Origin of the sequence: Pseudomonas sp. NPDC089422 (genome assembly GCF_044749405.1) — a bacterium.
Taxonomy (GTDB): Bacteria; Pseudomonadota; Gammaproteobacteria; order Pseudomonadales; family Pseudomonadaceae; genus Aquipseudomonas.
The window spans coordinates 182,162-203,830 of record NZ_JBIVHW010000010.1 but is presented as its reverse complement, the minus strand read 5'-3'; the positions used below and the strand labels follow the sequence as shown (position 1 = coordinate 203,830).

Annotated in this window: 16 protein-coding genes; 6 read left to right on the top strand and 10 right to left on the bottom strand. The window is 63.7% G+C overall.

The features are described 5' to 3' along the window. The first annotated feature begins 26 nt into the window (after positions 1-26). Positions 27-1,859 carry an ABC transporter ATP-binding protein gene (locus tag ACIPZ8_RS19960; RefSeq protein ID WP_400726582.1) on the top strand — a complete coding sequence of 611 codons (1,833 nt, stop codon included), beginning with the start codon at positions 27-29 and terminating at the stop codon, positions 1,857-1,859. A gap of 61 nt (positions 1,860-1,920) precedes the next feature. Here the strand turns inward: ACIPZ8_RS19960 and ACIPZ8_RS19955 are convergent, their stop codons facing one another. Next, entirely contained in the window at positions 1,921-3,048 is a 1,128-nt protein-coding gene (locus ACIPZ8_RS19955) for a GNAT family N-acetyltransferase (protein WP_400726579.1), read from the bottom strand. Between the two features lie 261 nt (positions 3,049-3,309). Here ACIPZ8_RS19955 and ACIPZ8_RS19950 point away from each other — a divergent pair, with 261 nt between their 5' ends. Next, the gene (locus ACIPZ8_RS19950) at positions 3,310-4,554 is read left to right on the top strand and encodes a putative porin (protein ID WP_400726576.1); all 1,245 of its coding nucleotides are present in this window, start codon (positions 3,310-3,312) and stop codon (positions 4,552-4,554) included. Positions 4,555-4,671: 117 nt separating this feature from the next. Here ACIPZ8_RS19950 and ACIPZ8_RS19945 read toward each other — a convergent pair whose 3' ends face one another. Together ACIPZ8_RS19945 and hrpA are read right to left on the bottom strand one after the other, a co-directional pair. Continuing rightward, positions 4,672-5,793, bottom strand: coding sequence for a beta-ketoacyl-ACP synthase III (locus ACIPZ8_RS19945; RefSeq protein ID WP_400726573.1), 1,122 nt, complete (start codon positions 5,791-5,793; stop codon positions 4,672-4,674). 215 nt (positions 5,794-6,008) lie between these two features. Further along, entirely contained in the window at positions 6,009-9,914 is a 3,906-nt protein-coding gene (hrpA, locus tag ACIPZ8_RS19940; RefSeq protein ID WP_400726571.1) for an ATP-dependent RNA helicase HrpA, read from the bottom strand. 424 nt (positions 9,915-10,338) lie between these two features. Here hrpA and ACIPZ8_RS19935 point away from each other — a divergent pair, with 424 nt between their 5' ends. Continuing rightward, positions 10,339-11,703, top strand: a complete 1,365-nt coding sequence (locus ACIPZ8_RS19935; protein ID WP_400726568.1) for a glutamine synthetase family protein — start codon at positions 10,339-10,341, stop codon at positions 11,701-11,703. Between the two features lie 30 nt (positions 11,704-11,733). Then, positions 11,734-13,041: an NAD(P)/FAD-dependent oxidoreductase gene (locus ACIPZ8_RS19930; RefSeq protein ID WP_400726566.1), complete on the top strand. Its 1,308-nt coding sequence runs from the start codon at positions 11,734-11,736 to the stop codon at positions 13,039-13,041. A gap of 63 nt (positions 13,042-13,104) precedes the next feature. On the opposite strand, the gene fadD1 is transcribed toward ACIPZ8_RS19930, so the two are convergent. Both fadD1 and fadD2 read right to left on the bottom strand, forming a co-directional pair. Further along, the gene (gene fadD1, locus ACIPZ8_RS19925) at positions 13,105-14,802 is read right to left on the bottom strand and encodes a long-chain-fatty-acid--CoA ligase FadD1 (RefSeq protein ID WP_400726565.1); all 1,698 of its coding nucleotides are present in this window, start codon (positions 14,800-14,802) and stop codon (positions 13,105-13,107) included. Positions 14,803-15,097: 295 nt separating this feature from the next. Continuing rightward, entirely contained in the window at positions 15,098-16,786 is a 1,689-nt protein-coding gene (gene fadD2 / locus ACIPZ8_RS19920) for a long-chain-fatty-acid--CoA ligase FadD2 (protein ID WP_400726562.1), read from the bottom strand. Positions 16,787-16,996: 210 nt separating this feature from the next. Between fadD2 and ACIPZ8_RS19915 the strand changes: the two genes are divergently transcribed. Next, positions 16,997-17,941 (top strand): lysophospholipase, encoded by a 945-nt coding sequence (locus tag ACIPZ8_RS19915; protein WP_400726560.1) that lies wholly within the window; start codon positions 16,997-16,999, stop codon positions 17,939-17,941. Between the two features lie 34 nt (positions 17,942-17,975). Next, positions 17,976-18,446, top strand: a complete 471-nt coding sequence (locus ACIPZ8_RS19910) for a MaoC family dehydratase (RefSeq protein ID WP_294338182.1) — start codon at positions 17,976-17,978, stop codon at positions 18,444-18,446. Positions 18,447-18,528: 82 nt separating this feature from the next. Here the strand turns inward: ACIPZ8_RS19910 and ACIPZ8_RS19905 are convergent, their stop codons facing one another. The 5 genes from ACIPZ8_RS19905 to ACIPZ8_RS19885 all read right to left on the bottom strand — a co-directional run bounded on the left by ACIPZ8_RS19905 (position 18,529) and on the right by ACIPZ8_RS19885 (position 21,666). Beyond that, on the bottom strand, positions 18,529-19,767 hold the full coding sequence (locus tag ACIPZ8_RS19905) for an RNA polymerase sigma factor (RefSeq protein ID WP_400726557.1): 1,239 nt from the start codon (positions 19,765-19,767) through the stop codon (positions 18,529-18,531). Beyond that, complete coding sequence (locus tag ACIPZ8_RS19900; RefSeq protein WP_400726554.1) at positions 19,767-20,252, bottom strand: SRPBCC family protein; 486 nt, start codon at positions 20,250-20,252, stop codon at positions 19,767-19,769. The genes ACIPZ8_RS19905 and ACIPZ8_RS19900 overlap by 1 nt, the downstream gene beginning before the upstream one ends. Positions 20,253-20,273: 21 nt before the next feature. Continuing rightward, positions 20,274-20,618, bottom strand: a complete 345-nt coding sequence (locus tag ACIPZ8_RS19895; protein WP_400726551.1) for a YciI family protein — start codon at positions 20,616-20,618, stop codon at positions 20,274-20,276. Positions 20,619-20,661: 43 nt separating this feature from the next. Continuing rightward, complete coding sequence (locus tag ACIPZ8_RS19890; protein WP_400726548.1) at positions 20,662-21,087, bottom strand: YybH family protein; 426 nt, start codon at positions 21,085-21,087, stop codon at positions 20,662-20,664. A gap of 102 nt (positions 21,088-21,189) precedes the next feature. Further along, entirely contained in the window at positions 21,190-21,666 is a 477-nt protein-coding gene (locus ACIPZ8_RS19885; protein ID WP_400726545.1) for a GyrI-like domain-containing protein, read from the bottom strand. Positions 21,667-21,669 lie beyond the last annotated feature (3 nt).

Below are 21,669 nucleotides of genomic sequence, written 5' to 3'. Positions count from 1 at the left end.
CGGGTAGCACAGGAGTCTTGTCACCCATGCTGTACCGCCGTTTCGAGCAACTGATCGACATCTTCCGCGACGCGCCCAGCGAGTCGCCGCCCGGCCAGGTCTGGCCGTTCTACCTGTACTACCTGCGCCAGGTCTGGCCGAGCTTTCTCGCCCTGCTGGTGGTGGGCCTGTTCGCCTCGCTGATCGAAGTGGCGATGTTCAGCTACCTGAGCCGCATCATCGACCTGGCCCAGGGCACACCCAACGCCAACTTCTTCAGCGAACACAGCGGCGAGCTGATCTGGATGCTGGTGGTGATCCTGCTGCTGCGGCCGGTGTTCTTCGGCCTGCACGACCTGCTGGTGCACCAGACCATCAACCCCGGCATGACCAGCCTGATCCGCTGGCAAAACCACACCTATGTGCTCAAGCAGAGCCTGAATTTCTTCCAGAGCGACTTCGCCGGGCGCATCGCCCAACGCATCATGCAGACCGGCAACTCGCTGCGCGACTCTGCCGTGCAGGCGGTGGATGCGCTGTGGCATGTGCTGATCTACGCCATCACCTCGCTGGTGCTGTTCGCCGAGGCCGACTGGCGCCTGATGCTGCCGCTGCTGGTGTGGATCGTCGGCTACATCGCCGCGCTGTACTACTTCGTGCCGCGGGTGAAGGAGCGCTCGGTGATTTCCTCCGACGCCCGCTCCAAACTGATGGGGCGGATCGTCGATGGCTACACCAACATCGCCACCCTCAAGCTGTTCGCCCACACCGACCATGAACAGCAGTACGCCCGCGAAGCGATCCGCGAACAGACCGAGAAAACCCAGCTGGCCTCGCGCGTGGTCACCAGCATGGACGTGGTCATCACCACCCTCAACGGCCTGTTGGTGGTCACCACCACGGGCCTTGCGCTGTGGCTGTGGAGCCAGTCGCTGATCACCGTCGGTGCCATCGCCCTGGCCACCGGCCTGGTGATCCGCATCGTCAACATGTCGGGCTGGATCATGTGGGTGGTCAACGGCATCTTCGAGAACATCGGCATGGTCCAGGACGGCCTGCAGACCATCGCCCAGCCGGTCACCGTCACCGACAAGCCCCAGGCGCCGCCCCTCAAGGTCAGCCGCGGCGCCGTGCGCTTCGATGACGTGGACTTCCACTATGGCAAGGCCGCCAACGTGATCGAAGGGCTCAACCTGGACATCCGCCCGGGTGAGAAGATCGGCCTGATCGGCCCGTCCGGCGCCGGCAAGTCGACTCTGGTCAACCTGCTGCTGCGCCTGTACGACGTGCAGGGCGGGCGCATCCTGATCGACGGCCAGGACATCGCCGAGGTCAGCCAGGCCAGCCTGCGCGCACAGATCGGCATGATCACCCAGGACACCTCGCTGCTGCACCGTTCGATCCGCGACAACCTGCTGTATGGCCGCCCTGGCGCCAGTGACGCGGCGCTGCGCGAAGCCGTGCGCCGGGCGCGGGCCGACGAGTTCATTCCGCAGTTGTCGGATGCCCAGGGCCGCACCGGCTTCGATGCCCATGTCGGCGAGCGTGGTGTGAAACTGTCAGGCGGCCAGCGCCAGCGCATCGCGATTGCCCGGGTGCTGCTGAAGAATGCGCCAATCCTGATCATGGACGAAGCCACGTCGGCGCTGGACTCGGAGGTCGAGGCGGCCATTCAGGAAAGCCTGGAGACCTTGATGCAGGGCAAGACGGTGATCGCCATCGCCCACCGACTGTCGACCATCGCCCGGATGGACCGCCTGGTGGTGCTGGACAAGGGGCGGATCGTCGAGAGTGGCAGCCACAGTGAGCTGCTGGAACAGCGGGGGTTGTATGCCCGCTTGTGGCATCACCAGACCGGAGGCTTTGTCGGGGTCGACTGAGTCCTGTTCCGGCCTCTTCGCGGGTAAACCCGCTAAGAGGCCGGAACAGCTATCGGAGATCTCAATCCTTGCGGTAAGGCAGCATCCCCTTGGCCTCCTCGGCATACCCCCTTACCCCTTCCCGCTCCTGCTGCAGAAAATCCTCCACCGCCCGCCGCAAACCCGGGTGCAGCAGGTAATGCCACGAGCGCGTCAGCACCGGCTCGAACCCGCGAATCAGCTTGTGTTCGCCCTGCGCCCCGGCATCGAAACGCTGCAGCCCTTCGGCAATCGCGAAGTCCATGCCTTGGTAGAAGCAGGTCTCGAAATGCAGCCGGTCGAACTCATCGAGGCAGCCCCAGTAGCGGCCAAACAGGCTGTCGCCGCCGACCAGGCTCAAGGCCATGGCCACATCACGCCCGCCCTGGCGCGCCATCACCACCCGTATCGCCTCGGGCATGCGCTCGGCCAGCAGGCTGAAGAATTCCCGGGTCAGATAGGGGGAGCGCCTGCGCACCGCATAGGTGTTGGCATAACAGAGGAAAACAAAGTCCCACTGCGCCTCGTCCAGCTCATCACCGCGATACCAGCGAAAATCGATGCCCTGCCCGGCCACCTGCTCACGTTCCTTGCGCATTTGCTTGCGCTTGCGTGAGCTGAGGCTGTCGAGAAAGTCCTGGAAGTCGCGATAACCGTGATTGCGCCAGTGGAACTGACAACCCAATCGCTCCATCCAGCCCGGCAAACCCGCCATCTGCGCATCCAGTTGTGGGTCGGTGAAATTGATGTGCGCCCCGGACAGCCCGGCTTTGCCCAGATACTCGGGCAATGCCTGCAGCACCAGCAGGCCATCGGCAGGGTCGGCCGCCAGCAGGCGCGGCCCGCTGACCGGGCTGAACGGCACGGCACCGAGCAGCTTGGGGTAGTAGGCGATGCCGGCGCGTTCGCAGGCATCGGCCCAGCCGTGGTCGAACACGTACTCGCCATACGAATGCCATTTTCGATACGCCGGCAGCAGCGCACGTACCTGCCCGTCGCGCTCCAGCACCAGGTGTTCGGATGCCCAGCCGGTGTTGCGGGCAACACTGCCGCTGTCTTCCATGGCGCTGAGAAAAGCATGGCGCAGGAACGGTTGGCCGGGGGGGACCAGGGCATCCCAGGTCGCCGCTGGCAGGTCACGCAAGTGGGCAAGGCTGTAGAGACTGGTCACGTTTTCGACTCGCTGTTCAAGGCCATCAGTATCGGCGAACAGAGGCCCGTCGCTCAAATGCGGATCGGCCCGTTTCGCCTTTCATTCTCAATTACTTAACAGCAGTGCCACTAATTAGACATTAATCTGTCATTGGCCCCCGCAATACTTGCGCCTGTTTTCCGGAACCCCAGAACCTGTCTAGTCAGGCCCTTTCCGAAGACATGCCAACATGGGGGCGGGCGCTGAGCCTCCCCAAATCTTTCAAGTAGGGAGAACCTTATGCGTCTTGTTTCTACACTTACCGGAGTGAGCCTCACCGGCATGATGCTGGCTATGAGTACTCCGGCCAGTGCTGCCGTCGACGCCAAGCTGCTCGAAATGCTCCGCGCCAATGGCTCGATCAACCAGGCGCAGTACAACGAACTGCAGGGCGACCTGGCTCAGGAAACCAAGGAAAAGGCCGCTCAGAAAGCTCAGTCCGACCGGATGAGCTCCTTCGAACAAAAAGTGGCATGGGCCGCCAAGACCCAGATCAAGGGTGATGTGCGCCTGCGTTACGAAGACGTCAACGTCGACAACCCGATCTCCCGCAGCCCTAACCAGGACCGCGAGCGCGTTCGTGCCCGTGTCGGCTTCTACAGCGAGATCAACCCGCAGGTTGATGCTGGCGTGCGTGTGGCCACCGGCAGCAGCGCCGACGCCCGCTCGACCAACCAGAGCCTGGACAACTACTTCGAGAAGAAAGCCCTGTGGGTCGACCTGGCCTACCTCGACTGGCACCCGACTGCCGTGCCTAACCTGCACCTGATCGGCGGCAAGATGCTGCAGCCATGGGTGAGCATGGGCGACATCATCTGGGATAGCGACATCAACCCGGAAGGCGTGGCCGTCACCTACAAGACCAACGCCGGCCCGGCCGAAGTGTTCGGCAGCATCGGCCACTACAACCTGAAGGACAACGTCGACGGCGACGGCGTGCAGTACAAGCACGACGCACAGCTGTACGCGGCCCAGCTGGGTACCAAGTTCAACGCGGCTGACACCGTCAAGGTCACCGTCGGTGCCAGCCTCTACGGCTACGACAACGACAAGGCCTCGGCACTGCTGCGTTCGCTGGGTAACACCACCGACGAGTTCAACCTGGTTGAAGGTTTCGGCCAAGTCGACTTCACCGGCTTCGCCCTCCCACTGTCGGCTTACGGCCAGTACGTCAAGAACACCGAAAGCACCGATGGCATGGACACCGCCTGGCTGGCCGGCCTGAAATCCAAGATCGGCGCCTGGAGCCTGGACTACAACTACCGCGACGTGCAGCGTAACGGCGTAGTCAGCCTGTTCACCGACTCTGACTTCGGTAACGGCTTCACCGGTTCGCGCGGCCACAAGTTCAAGGTCGGTTACGAAATCGACAAGAACTTCACCCTCGGTGCGGCCTACATGATGGCCAAGACCGACTACTCCAACCTGCCGGACAGCAACGCCAGCGTAGACACCCTGCAGGTGGACCTGGAAGCCAAGTTCTAAGCGACACACTCCTCTGCTTCACGCTGAGGCGGGAAATGCCGACCCCATCCGGCATTTCCCGCCTTTTTTTGCCTGTTAGAAAGCTGGGGCTGCCTTGCAGCCCCAGCAATCTAGAGATCAGCGCTTGCGCAGAATCACACTACCAATCGAATACCCGGCACCAAAGGAGCTCAACACCCCTAGCGACCCCTGCGCCAGGTCATCCTGGTACAGGTGGAAGGCAATCACCGACCCTGCCGAGCTGGTATTGGCATAACGGTCGAGAATCACCGGTGCCTCTTCTTCGCTCACCTCACGCCCCATCAGCTTCTTGACGATCAGGTGGTTCATGCTCAGGTTGGCCTGGTGCAGCCAGAAGCGCTTGACGTCAGCAGGTTGCAGCTCGTTCTCGCCCAGGTGCTTGCCGATCAGCTCGGCGACCATCGGGCAGACTTCGCGGAACACCTTGCGCCCTTCCTGCACGAACAGCTTGTCCGGCGCACCGATCCCCTCTTCCGCCGCACGGTTGAGGAAGCCGAAATTGTTGCGGATGTTGTTGGAGAACGAGGTCTGCAACTTGGTGCCCACGATGTCGAACTGGTGTGCCGAAGTGGCCAGGTCGGCACGTTCGACCAGCACTGCAGTGGCCGCATCACCAAAGATGAAGTGGCTGTCGCGATCACGGAAGTTCAGGTGCCCGGTGCAGATCTCCGGGCTGACCACCAGCACCGCCCGGGCCTGGCCCAGCTGCACGCTGTTGGCAGCGGTCTGGATGCCGAAGGTGGCCGACGAGCAAGCCACGTTCATGTCGAAGGCGAAGCCGTCGATACCCAGCGCCTGCTGCACTTCGATGGCGATGGCCGGGTAAGGGCGCTGCAGGTTGGAGCAGGCCACGATCACGCCGTCGACATCCGCCGGAGTACGACCGGCGCGTTCCAGCGCCTGGCGTGCAGCGGCCACGCCCATTTCGCAGAGGATCGACTGCTCGTCATTGGAACGCTCCGGCAGGCGTGGCTTCATGCGTTGCGGGTCGAGGATGCCGGCCTTGTCCATCACGAAGCGGCTCTTGATGCCCGAGGCCTTCTCGATGAAGGCGGCGTCGGACAGCGGTGCCGCCTCGATCTCGCCACGCTCGATGGCGGCGGCGTTGTCCTGGTTGTACTGCTGCGACCAGGCGTTGAAGGAGGCCACCAGTTCTTCGTTGGAAATGCTCTGGGCCGGGGTATACAGGCCGGTGCCGCTGATCACGACGTTATGCACGATCGATCCTCTGCTCAAAGGCCATCGCCATAGGCGCTGGCTGGGAATATGACAGAATAATGGCACTTTAGTACCAATTTCACGGCGAGGGCTGTGCCCTCGATCGCGGATAAATCCGCTCCTACGGACGTGTGCAATCCCTGTAGGAGCGGGTTTACCCGCGATGAGCCGCAAAGCGGCTCAAATTGCATCAATATTGCCACATCTGCGGAAGTTTATCCTTCCACCTGGCTCCACTGCTTGCTCAATCTCTTGTCGGAAATCGGCATCTTGGTGCCCAGCTGCTGGGCAAACAGCGACACCCGATACTCCTCCAGCAACCAGCGGTACAAGGCCAGCTGCTCATCGCGCTTGCCTTCCTGGGCATGCTTGTCGGCCCGCGCCTTGTACTGCGCCCACAGGTTGCCCAGCTCGCCGCTCCACACGCGGTCCTTCTGCACCTGGGCGCCCAGTTTTTCCAGGCGCAATTCCACCGCCTTGAGGTAGCGCGGCAACTCCTTGAACCACACGGCAGGGGTCTCGCGCACGAAGCCCGGATAGACCAGGTTGGCCAGCTGCTGCTTGATGTCGTTCAGCGCCACCGCCTGGCTCAGGTCGATCTTGCCCTTGAAGCGCTTCTGCAAACCGTGCCACAGCTTCAGCACTTCCAGCGTCTGGCGGGCCAGGCGTTCGGCATGCTCGGCCCAGCTGCCACGCTTGCGCTCGGCCAGCCCGGCCAGGGCTGCACCGTCACGCGGCAACGTGGCTTCACCGTCGAGGATGCAGCTGTCGAGGCTGGCCAACAGGATGTCTTCGACCAGTGCTTCGATCCGGCCCAGTTCACGGTACAACAGGCCCAGCTCGGTCAACCCCGGCAGCTTGCCACGCAGGAACTTGGCGGGCTCCGCCAGCTGCTGCAACAACAGGCGCTGCAAGGCGCGACGGTGCTGGAACTCGGCTTCGGCCTGGGTCGAGAAACGCCCTTCGCGCACGGTGCCGTTTTCTTCGACCAGCGCCGGGTACACGGTCATCGACAGGCCGGCGATCTTCTGTTGGGCGGTCTGCTTGACCTCACTGAAGGCCTTGGCCTGCACCGGCTGCTCGCTCTTCTCGGTACGCGGCACGGCCAACGCCGCCTGGCTGGCGGCAGCAAAGCGCGCGGTCAGCTCGGCCAGGTCGCGGCCTTCGCCGAGGAACTTGCCTTGGCCATCGACCACTTCGATGTTCATGCGCAGGTGGCCTTCGACCAGGTTGACCGACTCGGCCCAGGCCTCATCGGAAACCCGCGCGCCAGTCATGCGCAGCAACTCCTGGCCCAAGGCCTGGGGCAGCGCGCCCTGGCCGAAGGTCATGCGCGCCAGCGAGGCCTTGACGAAGTCGGGCACCGGCACGAAGTTCTTGCGCAGCGCCTTGGGCAGGTTGCGTACCAGGGCCACGCACTTGGCCTCCAGCAGGCCCGGCACCAGCCATTCCAGGCGCTCGCCAGGCAGGTTCGGCAACAGCGGCGCCGGCACCCGCACGGTCACCCCGTCACGCGGGTGACCCGGCTCGAAGTGGTAGGTCAGCGGCAGGCGCAGTTCGCCCACCTGCATGCTGTCCGGGTACTGCGCGGCAGTGACTTCGCTGGCCTCGCGGGCCAGCACGTCTTCCTCGCGCATGATCAGCAGGTTCGGGTCCTTCTGGCTGGTCATGCGGTACCAGGCATCGAAGGTCGCGGTCTGATGGATTTCCGCCGGCAGGCGTGCTTCGTAGAAGGCGTAGAGGGTTTCTTCATCGGCCAGAATGTCGCGCCGACGGGCCTTGGCCTCCAGTTCGTCGAGCGCTTCGAGCAGGCGCTTGTTCGCGGCCAGGCATTTGGCCTTCGACTGGATTTCACCGCCAACCAGGCCCTCGCGAATGAACAGCTCACGCGAGGTAACCGGGTCGATCGGGCCAAAGTGCACTGGGCGACGGCCGACCAGGATCAGGCCGTAGAGGGTGATCTGCTCATAGGCCACCACTTGCCCGCGCTTCTTCTCCCAGTGCGGCTCGAAGTGGTTCTTCTTGATCAGGTGGGTCGCCAGCGGCTCGATCCAGTCAGGCTCGATCTTGGCGACCATGCGTGCATACAGCTTGGTGGTTTCCACCAGCTCGGCGGCCATCACCCACTGCGGGCGCTTGCGGCCAATGCCCGAAGACGGATGCACCCAGAAGCGCCGCTGGCGGGCTCCCTGGTAATCGCCCTCTTCGGTTTTCTGGCCGATCTGGCTGAGCAGGCCGCTGAGGATCGCCTTGTGCACCTTCTGATAGTCGGACGGCTCTTTGTTGACCGGCAGCTGCAACTCACGGCAGATCAGCGACAGCTGGCGATGGGCATCGCGCCACTCGCGCAGGCGAAGATAGTTCAGGAAATTCTTGCGGCACCAGTTGCGCAGCGGGCTGGCCGTCAGCGCCTGGCGCTGCTCTTCGAAACCCCGCCACAGATTGACCAGCGCGGCGAAGTCGGTATCGGCGTCCTTCCACTGGGCATGGGCCTGGTCGGCAGCCTGCTGGCGCTCCGGCGGGCGCTCGCGTGGGTCCTGCACCGACAATGCGCTGGTGACGATCAGCACCTCCTGCAGGCTGCCCTGACGGGCGCCCTCGAGCAGCATACGGCCCAGCCGCGGGTCAATCGGCAGGCGCGCCAGCTGGCGCCCGATCGGCGTCAGCTGATTCTCGCGGTTGACCGCCGAGAGTTCCTGCAACAGGTTGAAGCCGTCGCTGATGGCCTTGCCATCCGGCGGCTCGATGAACGGGAAGGCGTCGATCGAGCCCAGGCGCAAGTGCAGCATCTGCAGGATCACCGCCGCCAGGTTGGTGCGCAGGATCTCGGGGTCGGTGAAGGCCGGGCGGCCGTTGAAGTCTTCTTCGCTGTACAGCCGAATGCAGATACCCGGCTCGACCCGGCCGCAGCGGCCCTTGCGCTGGTTGGCACTGGCCTGGGACACGGCTTCGATCGGCAGGCGCTGGACCTTGGCGCGGTAGCTGTAGCGGCTGATGCGCGCGGTACCGGTGTCGATCACATAACGGATGCCGGGCACGGTCAGCGATGTTTCCGCAACGTTGGTGGCGAGCACCACGCGGCGCCCGGTGTGCGACTGGAAGATACGCTGCTGCTCGGCCGGCGACAGGCGCGCATACAGCGGCAGGATCTCGGTGTGGCGCAGTTGCGCCTTGCGCAGGATCTCTGCGGCATCGCGGATTTCCCGCTCGCCGGGGAGGAACACCAGCACATCGCCGGGGCCTTTGCCCACGCTGCGTTCGTGCTGGGCGATCTCGTCGAGGGAGGCGAGAATCGCCTGGTCGACGGTCAGGTCATCCTCGACCTGGTTGCCCTCCTCGTCCTGCTCGCTGGTCAGCGGGCGGTACCAGGTTTCCACCGGGAAGGTACGGCCGGACACCTCGATGATCGGCGCATTGTCGAAGTGCTTGGAAAAACGCTCCAGGTCGATGGTCGCCGAGGTGATGATCAGCTTCAGGTCCGGGCGCCGGTGCAGCAGGGTTTTCAGGTAGCCGAGCAGGAAATCGATGTTCAGGCTGCGCTCGTGGGCTTCGTCGACAATGATCGTGTCGTAGCGTTCGAGGAAGCGGTCGTGCTGGGTTTCGGCCAGCAGGATGCCGTCGGTCATCAGCTTGACCAGGGTGTTGGCATCGCTCTGGTCTTCGAAACGCACCTGGTAGCCGACCAGCCCGCCCAGCGGCGTGCCGAGTTCTTCGGCAACCCGGGCGGCAACGCTGCGGGCGGCGATCCGCCGCGGCTGGGTATGGGCGATCAGGCCATGGCTGCCGCGGCCCAGTTCCAGGCAGATCTTCGGCAACTGGGTGGTCTTGCCCGAACCGGTTTCGCCAGCGATCACCAGTACCTGGTTTTCCGCCAGGGCTTTCTTGATCTCGTCGCGCTTGGCGGCGATCGGCAGGCTGTCGTCGTAGCGGATCTGCGGCACGCTGTTCTGGCGTGCGGTGACCTGGGCACAGGATGCCTGGACCTTTTCCACCCATTGCGCCAGCTTGGCCTCGTCGGGGCGCTTGCGCAGCTCATGCAGCTGCCGGCGCAGGCGATGGCGCTCGGCGATCATGGCGTGGTCGAGGTTTTGCAGCAGTTTGTCGATGGCTTGGTCAGTCATGGGGCTTTTTAGTGATGCAGGTGGGCCTGCTTTTTCATGATCGGCATTCGAAGGATGCGCGATTGTCGCAGATTTGCCGGCTCTCTGCTGGCTGGACAAATGTTTAGCCAGGAGCGATGTGAACGTTGCCATTCACTGCTTTAATCAACCTTACGCCGCATGTGAGTATCAAAGGCATGACTCCCGTCCAGACCATCGCCCCACCGTCGTCCCGCCCTTCGCTAGCGAAGGCCCGGTCCCGCGCCGGTGAAAATCCGCTGGTCCATGTCATTCTCGCCTTCTGGGCCCTGTGGCACTGCCGCCACGCACGCCCACCGGATTTCCCGCTCACGCCTTTGTGACCAGACCCGGCCGCCGTACGGCCGTTTGACTCAGCTGGACCGCGCCTGCGCGCCGGTCCCGTGCGCCTGTGAGCGAATCCATCATGCACTTTGCACCTGTAGAACACGCCAGCCGTTTCCTGGCAGAAAACCCTGATATCGAACTGTTCGAACTGTTCATCCTCGACGCCAACGGTGTGCCACGCGGCAAGCTGCTGCATCGCGAGGAACTGCTGGCGGTGTACCAGAGCGGCCGCCCGCTGCCCAGCACCATCCTCGGCCTCACCCTCAATGGCGACGACGTGGAAAACTCCGGCCTGGTCTGGGATGTCGGCGATATCGACTGCCGCGCCTACCCGCTGGAAGGCAGCCTGGTGCGCCTGCCCTGGCGCCGTGTGCCAACGGCCGCCGTGCAGGTCAGCATGCACCCGAGCGAAGGCCTGCCAGCCAGTGTCGCCGACCCGCGCCATGTATTGCTGCGCACCATCGAAGCGCTGAAGGCTGACGGCTACCACCCGGTGATGGCCTGCGAGCTGGAGTTCTACCTGCTCGACCAGCAGCGCGATGCCCAGGGCCGTCCGCAACCGGCACTGGACAACGACGGTGGCCGGCCGCGCACTACCCAGGTCTACGGCCTGCGCGAACTGGAACAGATCGAACCCTTCCTCGCCGACCTGTATGCCGCCTGCAAGGCCCAAGGCATTCCGGCACGCACGGCGATCTCGGAATACGCCCCGGGCCAGGTGGAAATCACCCTGGAGCATGGCGATGCCCTCGAAGCAATGGACCAGGCTGTGCGCTACAAGCGCCTGGTCAAGGGCGTGGCCCATGCCCACGGCATGCAGGCCTGCTTCATGGCCAAGCCGTTCGCACAACTGGCCGGCACCGGCATGCACATGCACCTGAGCCTGGCCGACAGCGCCGGCAACAACCTGTTCGCCAGCGAAGACAAAGCGGGCACGCCACTGCTGCGCCAGGCGGTTGCCGGCATGCTCCGCCACCTGCGCGACTCGCTGTTGCTGTTCTGCCCCAACGCCAACTCGTTCCGTCGCTTCCAGGCCAACAGCTATGCCCCGCTGGCGCCGACCTGGGGTGTCGACAACCGCACCGTCAGCCTGCGCGTCCCCGGCGGCCCGGCCAACAGCCGGCATGTCGAGCACCGCATCTGTGGCGCCGATGCCAACCCGTACCTGGCTGCCGCTGCCATCCTGGCCGCCAGCCATCGTGGCATCCGCGAGCAGCTGGACCCAGGTGCGCCGGTCGAAGGCAACGGCTATGCCCAGGCCACCGAGCACCTGCCCACCGACTGGCTGACCGCCCTCGATGCACTGGAGCGTTCGCAGTGGGCGCGGGAAGCGCTCGGCGAGGCGTTCCTCGGCGTCTACCTGAAGGTCAAGCGCGCCGAGTACCGCCAGTTCATGGCCGAAGTCAGTGAACAGGACTGGCGCTGGTACCTGCACCAGGCCTGAGCCTTACCCCATTCAGAACAAGGAACACCCATGAACGCAGCATTGAACAACGGCCTGGCCCAGCGCGCGCCGTCCTATTACAGCGCCTCGCTGAACGACCACACCGAGTACCCGCAGCTCAAGGGCACAGTGCAGGTCGACGTGGCGATCATCGGCGGTGGTTTCACCGGCGTGGCCACTGCGGTGGAGTTGGCCGAGCGCGGCCTGAAGGTGGCGATCGTCGAGACCAACCGTATCGGCTGGGGTGCCAGCGGGCGCAACGGCGGGCAGGTCACCGGTAGCCTGTCGGGTGACGAGGCCATGCGCACGCAGATGCGCAACCACCTGGGCGCCGAGGTCGATGATTTCATCTGGCACCTGCGCTGGCGTGGCCACCAGGTCATCGAGCAAAGGGTCGAGCGCTATGGCATCGACTGCGACCTCAAGCGCGGCCACCTGCACGCGGCGATGAAACCTTCACACATGGAGGAGTTGCGCAGTTTCCAGGCCGAAGCCGAACGCCGAGGAATGGGCGACCAGGTACAGTTGCTCGACCGCAACGGTGTCGCCGAGCACCTGCAAAGCCCGCTGTACCTGGGCGCGCTGAAGAACCTGCGTAACCTGCACCTGCACCCGCTCAACCTGTGCCTGGGCGAAGCGCGCGCCGCCCACAGCCTGGGCGCGTTGATCTTCGAGAACTCCGAAGTGCTGGACATCGTCCATGGCCCGCGCCCGGCGGTCGTCACCGCCCACGGTCGGGTCGAAGCACGCCAGGTGATGCTCGCCGGTGACGTCTACCACAAGCTGGAAAAGCGCCAGCTCAAGGGCAAGATCTTCCCGGCCATGGGCGGCATCGTCACCACCGCCCCGCTGGGCGAACTGGCGGAGCAGATCAACCCGCAGGACCTGGCGGTGTACGACTGCCGCTTCGTCCTCGACTACTACCGCCTGACGGCCGACAAGCGCTTGCTGTTCGGCGGCGGCGCCAACTACTCGGGCAAGGATTCGCGTGATATCGAAGGCGAGCTGCGCCCGTGCATCGAGCGCACCTTCCCGGCGCTCAAGGGCGTGCCGATCGAGTTCCAGTGGAGCTGCGCGATGGGCATCGTGGTCAACCGCATCCCGCAACTGGGCAAGCTGTCGGACAACGTGTGGTACTGCCAGGGCTATTCCGGGCACGGCATCGCCACCAGCCACATCATGGGCGAGATCATGGCTGAGGCACTGACCGGCACGCTGGAGAAGTTCGACACCTTCGCGCAGTGCAAGCACGTGCGAGTGCCGATGGGGGACTTGCTGGGCAATCCGCTGCTGGCGGCGGGGATGTGGTACTACCAGATGCTGGAAAAACTGCGCTGATAGCGCGGTCTCTGTAGGAGCGGCCTTGCCGGGGCGCTCCTACAACGACAGCGCAGGCTTTGTTCAGGCGATCTTCTTCAAGCCCTGTTTCTTCAGCTCTTCATCACGCAGTTCACGGCGCAGGATCTTGCCGACGTTGGTGGTCGGCAACGCGTCGCGGAACTCGATGTAACGCGGCACCTTGTAGCCGGTGACGTTGGCACGCATGTGCTCCATCACCTGCTCCTTGGTCACGGTCATGCCCGGCTTGACCACGATGAACACCTTGATCACTTCACCCGACTTCTCGTCCGGCACACCGATGGCCGCGCACTGCAGCACACCCGGCAAGGCAGCGAGCACGTCTTCCAGCTCGTTGGGGTACACGTTGAAGCCCGAGACCAGGATCATGTCCTTCTTGCGGTCGACGATGCGCATATAGCCATCTGGCTGGATCAGCGCAATGTCGCCGGTCTTCAGCCAGCCTTCGCTGTCGAGGATCTCGCGAGTGGCGTCTTCACGCTGCCAGTAGCCCTTCATGACCTGCGGGCCCTTGACGCACAGCTCGCCGGTTTCGCCCAGCGGCAGCTCGTTGCCTGCGTCGTCGATGACCTTGCACAGGGTCGATGGCACCGGGATGCCGATGGTGCCCACCTGGTTGGCCTCGGCCGGGTTCACCGCCGCCACCGGGCTGGTCTCGGTCATGCCGTAGCCTTCGCAGATGGCGCAGCCGGTGACGCTCTTCCAGCGCTCGGCCACGCTCAGCTGCAGGGCCATGCCACCGGACAGGGTGATCTTCAGCGCCGAGAAATCCAGGGCGCGGAATGCCTCGTTGTTGCACAGCGCAACGAACAGCGTGTTGAGGCCGACGAAACCACTGAACTTCCACTTGCCCAGTTCCTTGACCATGGCCGGCAGGTCGCGTGGGTTGCTGATCAGCACGTTGTGGTTACCGATCAGCATCATCGCCATGCAATGGAAGGTAAAGGCATAGATGTGGTACAGCGGCAGCGGGGTGATGAGGATCTCGCAGCCTTCCTGCAGATTGGAGCCCATCAGTGCCCGGCACTGCAGCATGTTGGCCACCAGGTTGCGATGGGTCAGCATCGCGCCCTTGGCCACGCCGGTGGTACCGCCGGTATACTGCAGCACCGCCACGTCGTTGGCTTGCGGATTGGCTTCGGTGACCGGCTGGCCCTTGCCCAGCGCCAGGGTATCGTTGAAGCGCACGGCGCGCGGCAGGTTGTAGGCCGGCACCATTTTCTTCACGTACTTGATCACGCTGTTGATCAGCAGGCGTTTGAGCGGCGGCAGCAGGTCGGCCACTTCGGTGACGATGACGTGCCTGACCTGGGTCTTGGGCACCACCTTCTCGGCCAGGTGCGCCATGTTGGCCAGGCACACCAGGGCCTTGGCGCCGGAGTCGTTGAACTGGTGCTCCATCTCCCGCACGGTGTACAGCGGGTTGGTGTTGACCACGATCAGGCCGGCGCGCATGGCACCAAATACGGCTACCGGGTATTGCAGGACATTGGGCAGCTGGACGGCAATGCGGTCACCCGGCTTGAGGTCGGTGTGCTGCTGCAGCCAGGCCGCGAAAGCGCCTGACAGCGCGTAGAGCTCGCCGTAGGTGATGGTCTTGCCCAGGTTGCTAAAGGCCGGTTTATTGGCAAAGCGTTGGCAGGATTGCTTGAGTACCGCCTGGATATTGGGGAATTCGTCAGGATTGATTTCCGCCGTAATCCCGGCTGGGTATTTATCCTTCCAAAAATTTTCGATCATGGAAGCCCACTCCTTCAGCAACAGCGAAGTTCGATTCACGCGTCGATGCGCTTATTATTGATATGCGATGGCGGTTCGTTGCAAACCGAATCATCTGGAAGCGCGCCGAGAGTAACAGCTTTGATTGGGGTCGCCTAGGGGCCAAAACAGTCCTCTTAGTCACTAAAATGACTCAATGAACGATACAAGTCATTTTTAGAGTAATTGACCAAAATGTCGCAAGTCGGGCTGTAAATCACACGTTAGAGCTGTTCAAGGCATTCGCGGGCAAGCCCGCGAAGAAGCAGACCCGTCATCAAGCGATATCGCGCAACTCGCGCCGCAAGATCTTGCCCACCGGTGTCATCGGCAGCGACTCGCGCACCACGATGTGCTTGGGCACCTTGTAGCCGGTGAAGTTGGCCTTGCAGTATGCCTTCAGATCTTCGACGCTCACCCCACCCTCACGCGCTACCACGAACAGCTTCACCGCTTCCCCCGAACGCGCGTCCGGCACGCCGATGGCCGCACAGTTGGCCACCTGCGGATGGCCCATCACCACATCCTCGATTTCGTTGGGATACACATTGAAGCCGGAGACGATGATCATGTCCTTCTTGCGGTCGACGATGCGGGTGAAGCCGTCCGGGTCGATCACCGCGATATCGCCGGTCTTGAACCAGCCCTCGCCATCCAGCGCTTGCGCCGTGGCCTCCGGCTGCTGCCAATAGCCCTTCATCACTTGCGGGCCCTTGATGCACAACTCGCCGCGCTCACCCAGTGGCTGTTCATTGCCGTCGTCATCGATGACCTTGAATGCCGTGCCCGCCACCGGGATGCCCACGGTACCCAGCCGCGCCAGCTTGCCGTAGGGGTTGGTGCTGGCCACCGGCGAGGTTTCGGTCAGGCCATAGCCCTCGACGATACGGCAGCCGGTGAGTGCTTCCCAACGCTCGGCAGTGGCCTTGACCAGCGCCGTGCCGCCGGAGTTGGTGACTTTCAGTGCCGAAAAGTCCAGCTGACGGAAACCTGGATGGTCCATCAGCGCGACGAACAAGGTGTTCAAGCCCAGCAATGCCGAAAAACGCCACTTGCCCAGCTCCTTGATGAAGCCCGGGATGTCGCGCGGGTTGGTGATCAGCACGTTGTGGTTGCCGGTGACCATCATGCACATGCAGTTCGCGGTGAAGGCATAGATGTGGTACAGCGGCAGCGGTGCAATCATCACCTCCTGGCCTTCCTTGATCAGCCGCTGCCCGTCCGGGCCGTGCTGGGAGAAGCAGGCCAGCACCTGCAGCATGTTGGCCACCAGGTTGCCGTGCGTGAGCATGGCCCCCTTGGCCAGGCCCGTGGTACCGCCGGTGTACTGCAGCACGGCGATGTCATCGAGCGAGAGCGGCACCGGCTTGTGCACCAGGCTGCGGCCTTCACGCAGTACCTGCTTGAACGGGATGGCCTGGGGCAGATGGTAGGCCGGGACCATCTTCTTGACCTTGTCGACCACGGTATTGACCAGCCAGCCCTTGGCTGCGGGCAGCAGGTCGCCCATCTTCGCCTCGATCAGGTACTCGATGCCGGTATCGGGCAGCACTTCCTGCACGCGCTTGCCGAACATGTTCAGGTACACCAGTGCCCGGGCCCCGGCATCCTTGAACTGGTGGCGCATTTCGCGCTCGGTGTACAACGGGTTGGTGTTGACCACGATCAGCCCGGCACGCAGGGCGCCAAACACGGCGATGGGGTATTGCAGGACGTTGGGCATCTGCACCGCGATGCGGTCACCCGGTTTGAGGTCGGTGTGCTGCTGCAGCCAGGCGGCGAAAGCTGCCGAGTGGCGTTCGAGCTCGGCGTAGCTCAGGGTCAGGCCCAGGTTGCTGAACGCCGGACGCTCGGCAAAGCGTTTGCAGGAGCGTTCGAACACCTCGACGACCGAAGCGTATGCGTGAAGGTCGATGGTGGAAGGCACGCCTTCGGGGCGCTTGTCATTCCAGAAGTCGGCTTGCATTTATTATTGTTCCTCTGCCTGAGCCCGTACGAATTCCTTGTCCCGTTTGCCTGATGGCAAAAAGGCGTTGAACCGACGTTAGCAGGTATGCCCGAGGTGGCATATACGCCAAGTGCCGCCATTAACATTGTGAATCTTATTTGTGCCCTTCCTGCAATTCGACCGGTTGTGCATACACTGTGCGGGTCACCTTCGCGCAAAGGATTCGCCATGCCCCATGACGCCTTCTGGCTGCCTGCCAGCGAGCATTGCAGGCTGTACGTGCACCAATGGTTGCCGGCCACACCGGTCAAGGCCGTGGTGTTGCTGGCCCATGGCATGGCCGAGCATGCCGGGCGCTACCAGCGTCTGGGCCAGGCCCTCAGCGATGCCGGCTACGCCCTGCTGGCCCCGGACCTGCGCGGCCACGGGCGCACCGCCGAGCAAGGCAGCCTCGGCCTGTTCGCCCGGCAACATGGCTGGAATGCCGTGGTCAACGACCTTGGCCTGCTGGCCCAGCACATCGGCCAGCAGTTTCCTTGCACACCGCTGTTCCTGTTCGGCCACAGCATGGGCAGCTACATTGCCCAGGCCTACCTCACCCACCACAGCGCCAGCCTGCAGGGGGCGATCCTCAGCGGCTCCAACTTCCAACCCGCCACGTTGTATCGGGCGGCGCGCCTGATTGCCCGGCTGGAAGCCTGGCGCCAGGGGCCACTGGGCAAGAGCGCACTGATCGAGTGGCTGTCGTTCGGCTCGTTCAACAACGCCTTCAAGCCCACCCGCACGGCGTTCGACTGGCTCAGCCGTGACCCGGCGCAAGTGGACAAGTACGTCAACGATCCGCTGTGCGGCTTTCGCTGCAGCAACCAGCTGTGGCTCGACCTGCTGCACGGGCTGACGCAAATCAGCCAGGCGCACAACCTCGCGCAGATCGACCCGAACCTGCCCATGCTGGTGATTGGCGGTGAATGTGATCCGGTGAGTGCCGGCAAGCGTCTCACCCATCTGGCCGACGCCCTTCGCGCGACCGGCAATCGACATGTACAGCTGCGCGTCTATCCTGAGGCCCGGCACGAAGTACTCAACGAACTCAACCGCGACGAGGTCACCGCTGATATCCTCGCTTGGCTGGAGCAAGCACTGGCCCTTGGCCGCCCTGCTCGCAGTGAATGATAGGCGCCCTCGCCCGCCCCTTAAGGAAGCCCCGATGACCCAGGTCACCAACACGCCTTACGAAGCCCTTGAAGTCGGCCAGAAGGCCACCTACGAGAAATCCGTCGAAGAACGTGACATCCAGCTGTTCGCCGCCATGTCCGGTGACCACAACCCGGTGCACCTGGATGCCGAATTTGCCGCCAAGAGCATGTTCCGCGAGCGCATCGCCCACGGCATGTTCAGCGGCGCCCTGATCAGCGCCGCAGTGGCCTGCACCCTGCCTGGCCCTGGCACCATCTACCTGGGCCAGCAGATGAGCTTCCAGAAGCCAGTGAAGATCGGCGACACCCTGACCGTGCGCCTGGAAATCCTCGAGAAACTGCCTAAGTTCAAGGTGCGTATCGCCACCAACGTGTACAACCAGAACGATGAGCTGGTGGTCGAGGGCGTGGCCGAGATCCTGGCGCCGCGCAAGCAACAGACCGTCGAGCTGGTATCGCCGCCGAACTTCGTCGCCAGCTGACATTGGCGCTGGATTCATCGCGGGCAAGTCGGAGCGGCGGTTCGGCGATCCGACTTGCCCGCGAATGGGCCGCAAAAAGCTATCACTTCAGTTCGCGTAACCGCCGCTCGATATGCCGCCGCTCCGGCTCCTGCCGGGTCAACTCCAGCGCCTGTTGCCAGGCCACCCGTGCCTCATCGACATTCCCCAACTGCTGATGCATCTCTGCCCTCGCCGCATGGGCCAGGTGATAGTCGCGCAACTCCCCCGCCGCCAGAATCCCCTCCACCGCGTCCAGCCCCGCCTGCACCCCGTCGCGCTTGGCCAGCGCCACCGCCCGGTTGAGCGCCACCACGGCTGACGGCCAGTGCCGCTGCAGCACATCGTACAGCCCGACAATTTCCGCCCAATCGGTCTCTTCAGCCGTCGCTGCCTCGGCATGCACCGCCGCGATCGCCGCCTGCACGGTGTAGGCACCAAAAGCCCGGCTGCCCAAGGCCAGGCGCACCAGCTCGCAACCTTCGGCGATCTGCTCACGGTCCCACAGGCTGCGATCCTGCTGGTCAAGCAGCACCAGATTGCCTTCGGCATCGCTGCGCGCGCGCTGCCGCGATGCCTGCAACAGCATCAACGCCAGCAAACCCACCGCCTCGGCATCCGGTAGCAGTTGCACCAGCAGGCGCCCGAGGCGGATCGCCTCGTCACTCAGCTCCTGCTGCAGCAATGCCTCGCCCGAAGACGCCGAATAGCCTTCGTTGAAAACCAGGTAGATCACCCGCAGCACGCTCTCCAGGCGCTCGGGCAGCTCATGCAGCTCCGGGACCTGATAGGGAATGCCGGCATCACGAATCTTGGCCTTGGCGCGGACGATGCGCTGGGCGATGGTCGCGGGGCTTTGCAGAAAGGCCCGGGCGATCTGCTCGGTGGTCAGGTCGCAGACTTCGCGCAAGGTCAGTGGCACCTGGGCATCGGCCGCCAGGGCCGGGTGGCAGCAGGTGAAGATCAGCCGCAGGCGATCGTCGGCGAGCAATTCTTCTTTGCTGGGGTCCTGCCCCTGGCCTTCGATCAACATGATCAGGTCAGCCTGGGAGCGGTCGAAGCGGGCACGCCGGCGCAATGCGTCAATCGCCTTGAACCGCCCGGTGGAGACCAGCCAGGCCCGCGGGTTGTCCGGGATGCCATCGCGCTGCCAGCGCTCGACGGCGATGAAGAAGGCATCGTGCAGGGCCTCCTCTGCCAGGTCGAAATCCCCCAGCAGGCGGATCAGCGTCGCCAGGATGCGCCGCGAATCACGCCGGTACACCGCTTCGACTTCGGCACGTACCTGCGCCAGCTCCGCCATCAGTCAGGCATCCGCTGGGTCACGACCTCCACCAGGCGGTCCAGGCTCTCCCCCCAGCCCTGATGGAAGCCCATTTCTTCATGGGCGCGGCTGTCGGCAGCGTTCCAGTGCCAGGCACGGGCGGTGTAGCGGGTCTTGCCGTGCTCTTCATCAAAGCTGATCACTGCAGTCATGAAGGCCTTGTCCGACGGCACCCACCCCGGCCCGAAGGCATCGGTGAACACCAGCCGGCGCGGGGCGGCAATGTCCAGGAACACGCCCTGGGTCGGGTACTCGGAGCCATCCGGGGCACGCATGAGGGTGCGGAAAAGGCCGCCGACCCACAGCTGCATCTCGCATTCCGGGGTGGTCATGCCGTGCGGCCCCCACCACTGCATCAGCCATTCGGGCTCGGTCCAGGCACGGAACACCTTGGCAGGCGGGGCATCGATCAGGCGGCTGATGGACAGCTCGTGCTGCGCGTGCGCGGGTTGGGCAAGGGTCATGCTTGTTGTTCTCCGTTGCTGTCAGGGTTGCAGTTCGCGCACCGGCCGCACTTCCACGCTGCCGACCCGCGCCGCCGGAATGCCCTTGGCGATGGTCAGCGCCTCGTTGAGGTCACGGGCATCGACCAGGTAGAAACCGGCGAGCTGCTCTTTGGTTTCGGCGAACGGACCATCGGTGATGCTCATTCGCCCACCGCGCATGCGCACGGTGGTGGCGGTCTGCACGGTTTTCAGCGCCTCGGCCGCGATGATGCGCCCGGAGTTCTGCAGCGATTCGGCGTAGGCCATGCATTCGGCGTCTTCCGGGCTGTCGGGCAGGCTGTGCAGCAGCCCTTCGTCACAATAGACCAGGCACAGGTATTTCATGGTCGTCTCCAGGCGTTGGCAACGTGCATTTGGCGATAGCCGATCAAGGCTTGAGATCGAACAGTGCTTTCTGGGTTTCCATGTCGAAGGGCGCCGACCAGTGTTCGTGGATCACCTGCCACCGGCCGCCGACCTTGCGGTAACCGACGGTGGCGCGCATGAAGCCGCACTGGCTTTCGTCATCGCCAGGGCCACAGCGGTTCAGCCAGTGAGCCAGGCCCAGCTCACCGTCAGCATGCACGGTCAGCTGGGCGAGCTCGAAGACCATGGGCCCGGGGCACATGCTCATGCACATTTCCCAATGGGCCTGGTAGGCGGCCTTGCCCTTGAACTGCAGTGACTGGATGGCATCGAAGGCGACGATGTCGTCGGCGTAGGGCGCGGTGATGGCCGGGATGTCACGGTCACGCACGGCCTGCATCCAGCGTTCGATCAGCTGACGGATTTCGTTTTCGGCTGCCGTGTTCATCGGGTGTTCCTCCGATCGCTCATGAGCGTTTCGGTACAAGGATGTCGTGTACCTTCAGCTCATGGTCGAACGGTAGTCGCATAGATCGACAGGCTGGCGGAATTATTTCCGCTGCAGAGGAATCCAGATCTCCATGACCGCCTGAGGGTCGGCAGGATCGAACCCTGCCGGGTAGCGCTCGAACAGGGCCGCATCGGCCTGCTGCTCACCCGACTGTGGCAGCCACCGGAAAATGCCATCGAAGGTTGCCTTCAGGCACTGCAAACTGCCATGGTGCTCGAACACTGCGTAATGCTGCGGGGCCAGCGTCAAGGCACTGAACCCGTCGGGCAAGGGTTGGCCGGCATGGACTTCCACACCTGCCAGGTAGTCGAACCCGCCCTGCGCGTCGGGGTTGTAGCAGACACCGTAACTGTCATGATCGTGCTGCCCGGGCACATGCCCAAGGTGCGGAGCGAAGCGTTGCCAGAGCAACGGCAACCCGCTCAGGTCACTCATGCTGAAACGTTCGGCAAAACCGGCCAGGTTGAGCCTGCGGCCGTCTTCGTAACGCACTGGGGAGATGGGTTGCAGGGTCATGAC

Excerpts from the sequence above, each read along its gene's own strand:
- ACIPZ8_RS19915 (WP_400726560.1), top strand. The coding sequence starts at position 16,997 with ATGCCCCATGACGCCTTCTGGCTGCCTGCCAGCGAGCATTGCAGGCTG.
- ACIPZ8_RS19930 (WP_400726566.1), top strand. The coding sequence starts at position 11,734 with ATGAACGCAGCATTGAACAACGGCCTGGCCCAGCGCGCGCCGTCCTAT.
- ACIPZ8_RS19885 (WP_400726545.1), bottom strand. The coding sequence starts at position 21,666 with ATGACCCTGCAACCCATCTCCCCAGTGCGTTACGAAGACGGCCGCAGG.
- ACIPZ8_RS19950 (WP_400726576.1), top strand. The coding sequence starts at position 3,310 with ATGCGTCTTGTTTCTACACTTACCGGAGTGAGCCTCACCGGCATGATG.
- ACIPZ8_RS19935 (WP_400726568.1), top strand. The coding sequence starts at position 10,339 with ATGCACTTTGCACCTGTAGAACACGCCAGCCGTTTCCTGGCAGAAAAC.
- fadD2 (WP_400726562.1), bottom strand. The coding sequence starts at position 16,786 with ATGCAAGCCGACTTCTGGAATGACAAGCGCCCCGAAGGCGTGCCTTCC.
- ACIPZ8_RS19900 (WP_400726554.1), bottom strand. The coding sequence starts at position 20,252 with ATGACCCTTGCCCAACCCGCGCACGCGCAGCACGAGCTGTCCATCAGC.
- ACIPZ8_RS19890 (WP_400726548.1), bottom strand. The coding sequence starts at position 21,087 with ATGAACACGGCAGCCGAAAACGAAATCCGTCAGCTGATCGAACGCTGG.
- fadD1 (WP_400726565.1), bottom strand. The coding sequence starts at position 14,802 with ATGATCGAAAATTTTTGGAAGGATAAATACCCAGCCGGGATTACGGCG.
- ACIPZ8_RS19960 (WP_400726582.1), top strand. The coding sequence starts at position 27 with ATGCTGTACCGCCGTTTCGAGCAACTGATCGACATCTTCCGCGACGCG.
- hrpA (WP_400726571.1), bottom strand. The coding sequence starts at position 9,914 with ATGACTGACCAAGCCATCGACAAACTGCTGCAAAACCTCGACCACGCC.
- ACIPZ8_RS19910 (WP_294338182.1), top strand. The coding sequence starts at position 17,976 with ATGACCCAGGTCACCAACACGCCTTACGAAGCCCTTGAAGTCGGCCAG.
- ACIPZ8_RS19895 (WP_400726551.1), bottom strand. The coding sequence starts at position 20,618 with ATGAAATACCTGTGCCTGGTCTATTGTGACGAAGGGCTGCTGCACAGC.
- ACIPZ8_RS19905 (WP_400726557.1), bottom strand. The coding sequence starts at position 19,767 with ATGGCGGAGCTGGCGCAGGTACGTGCCGAAGTCGAAGCGGTGTACCGG.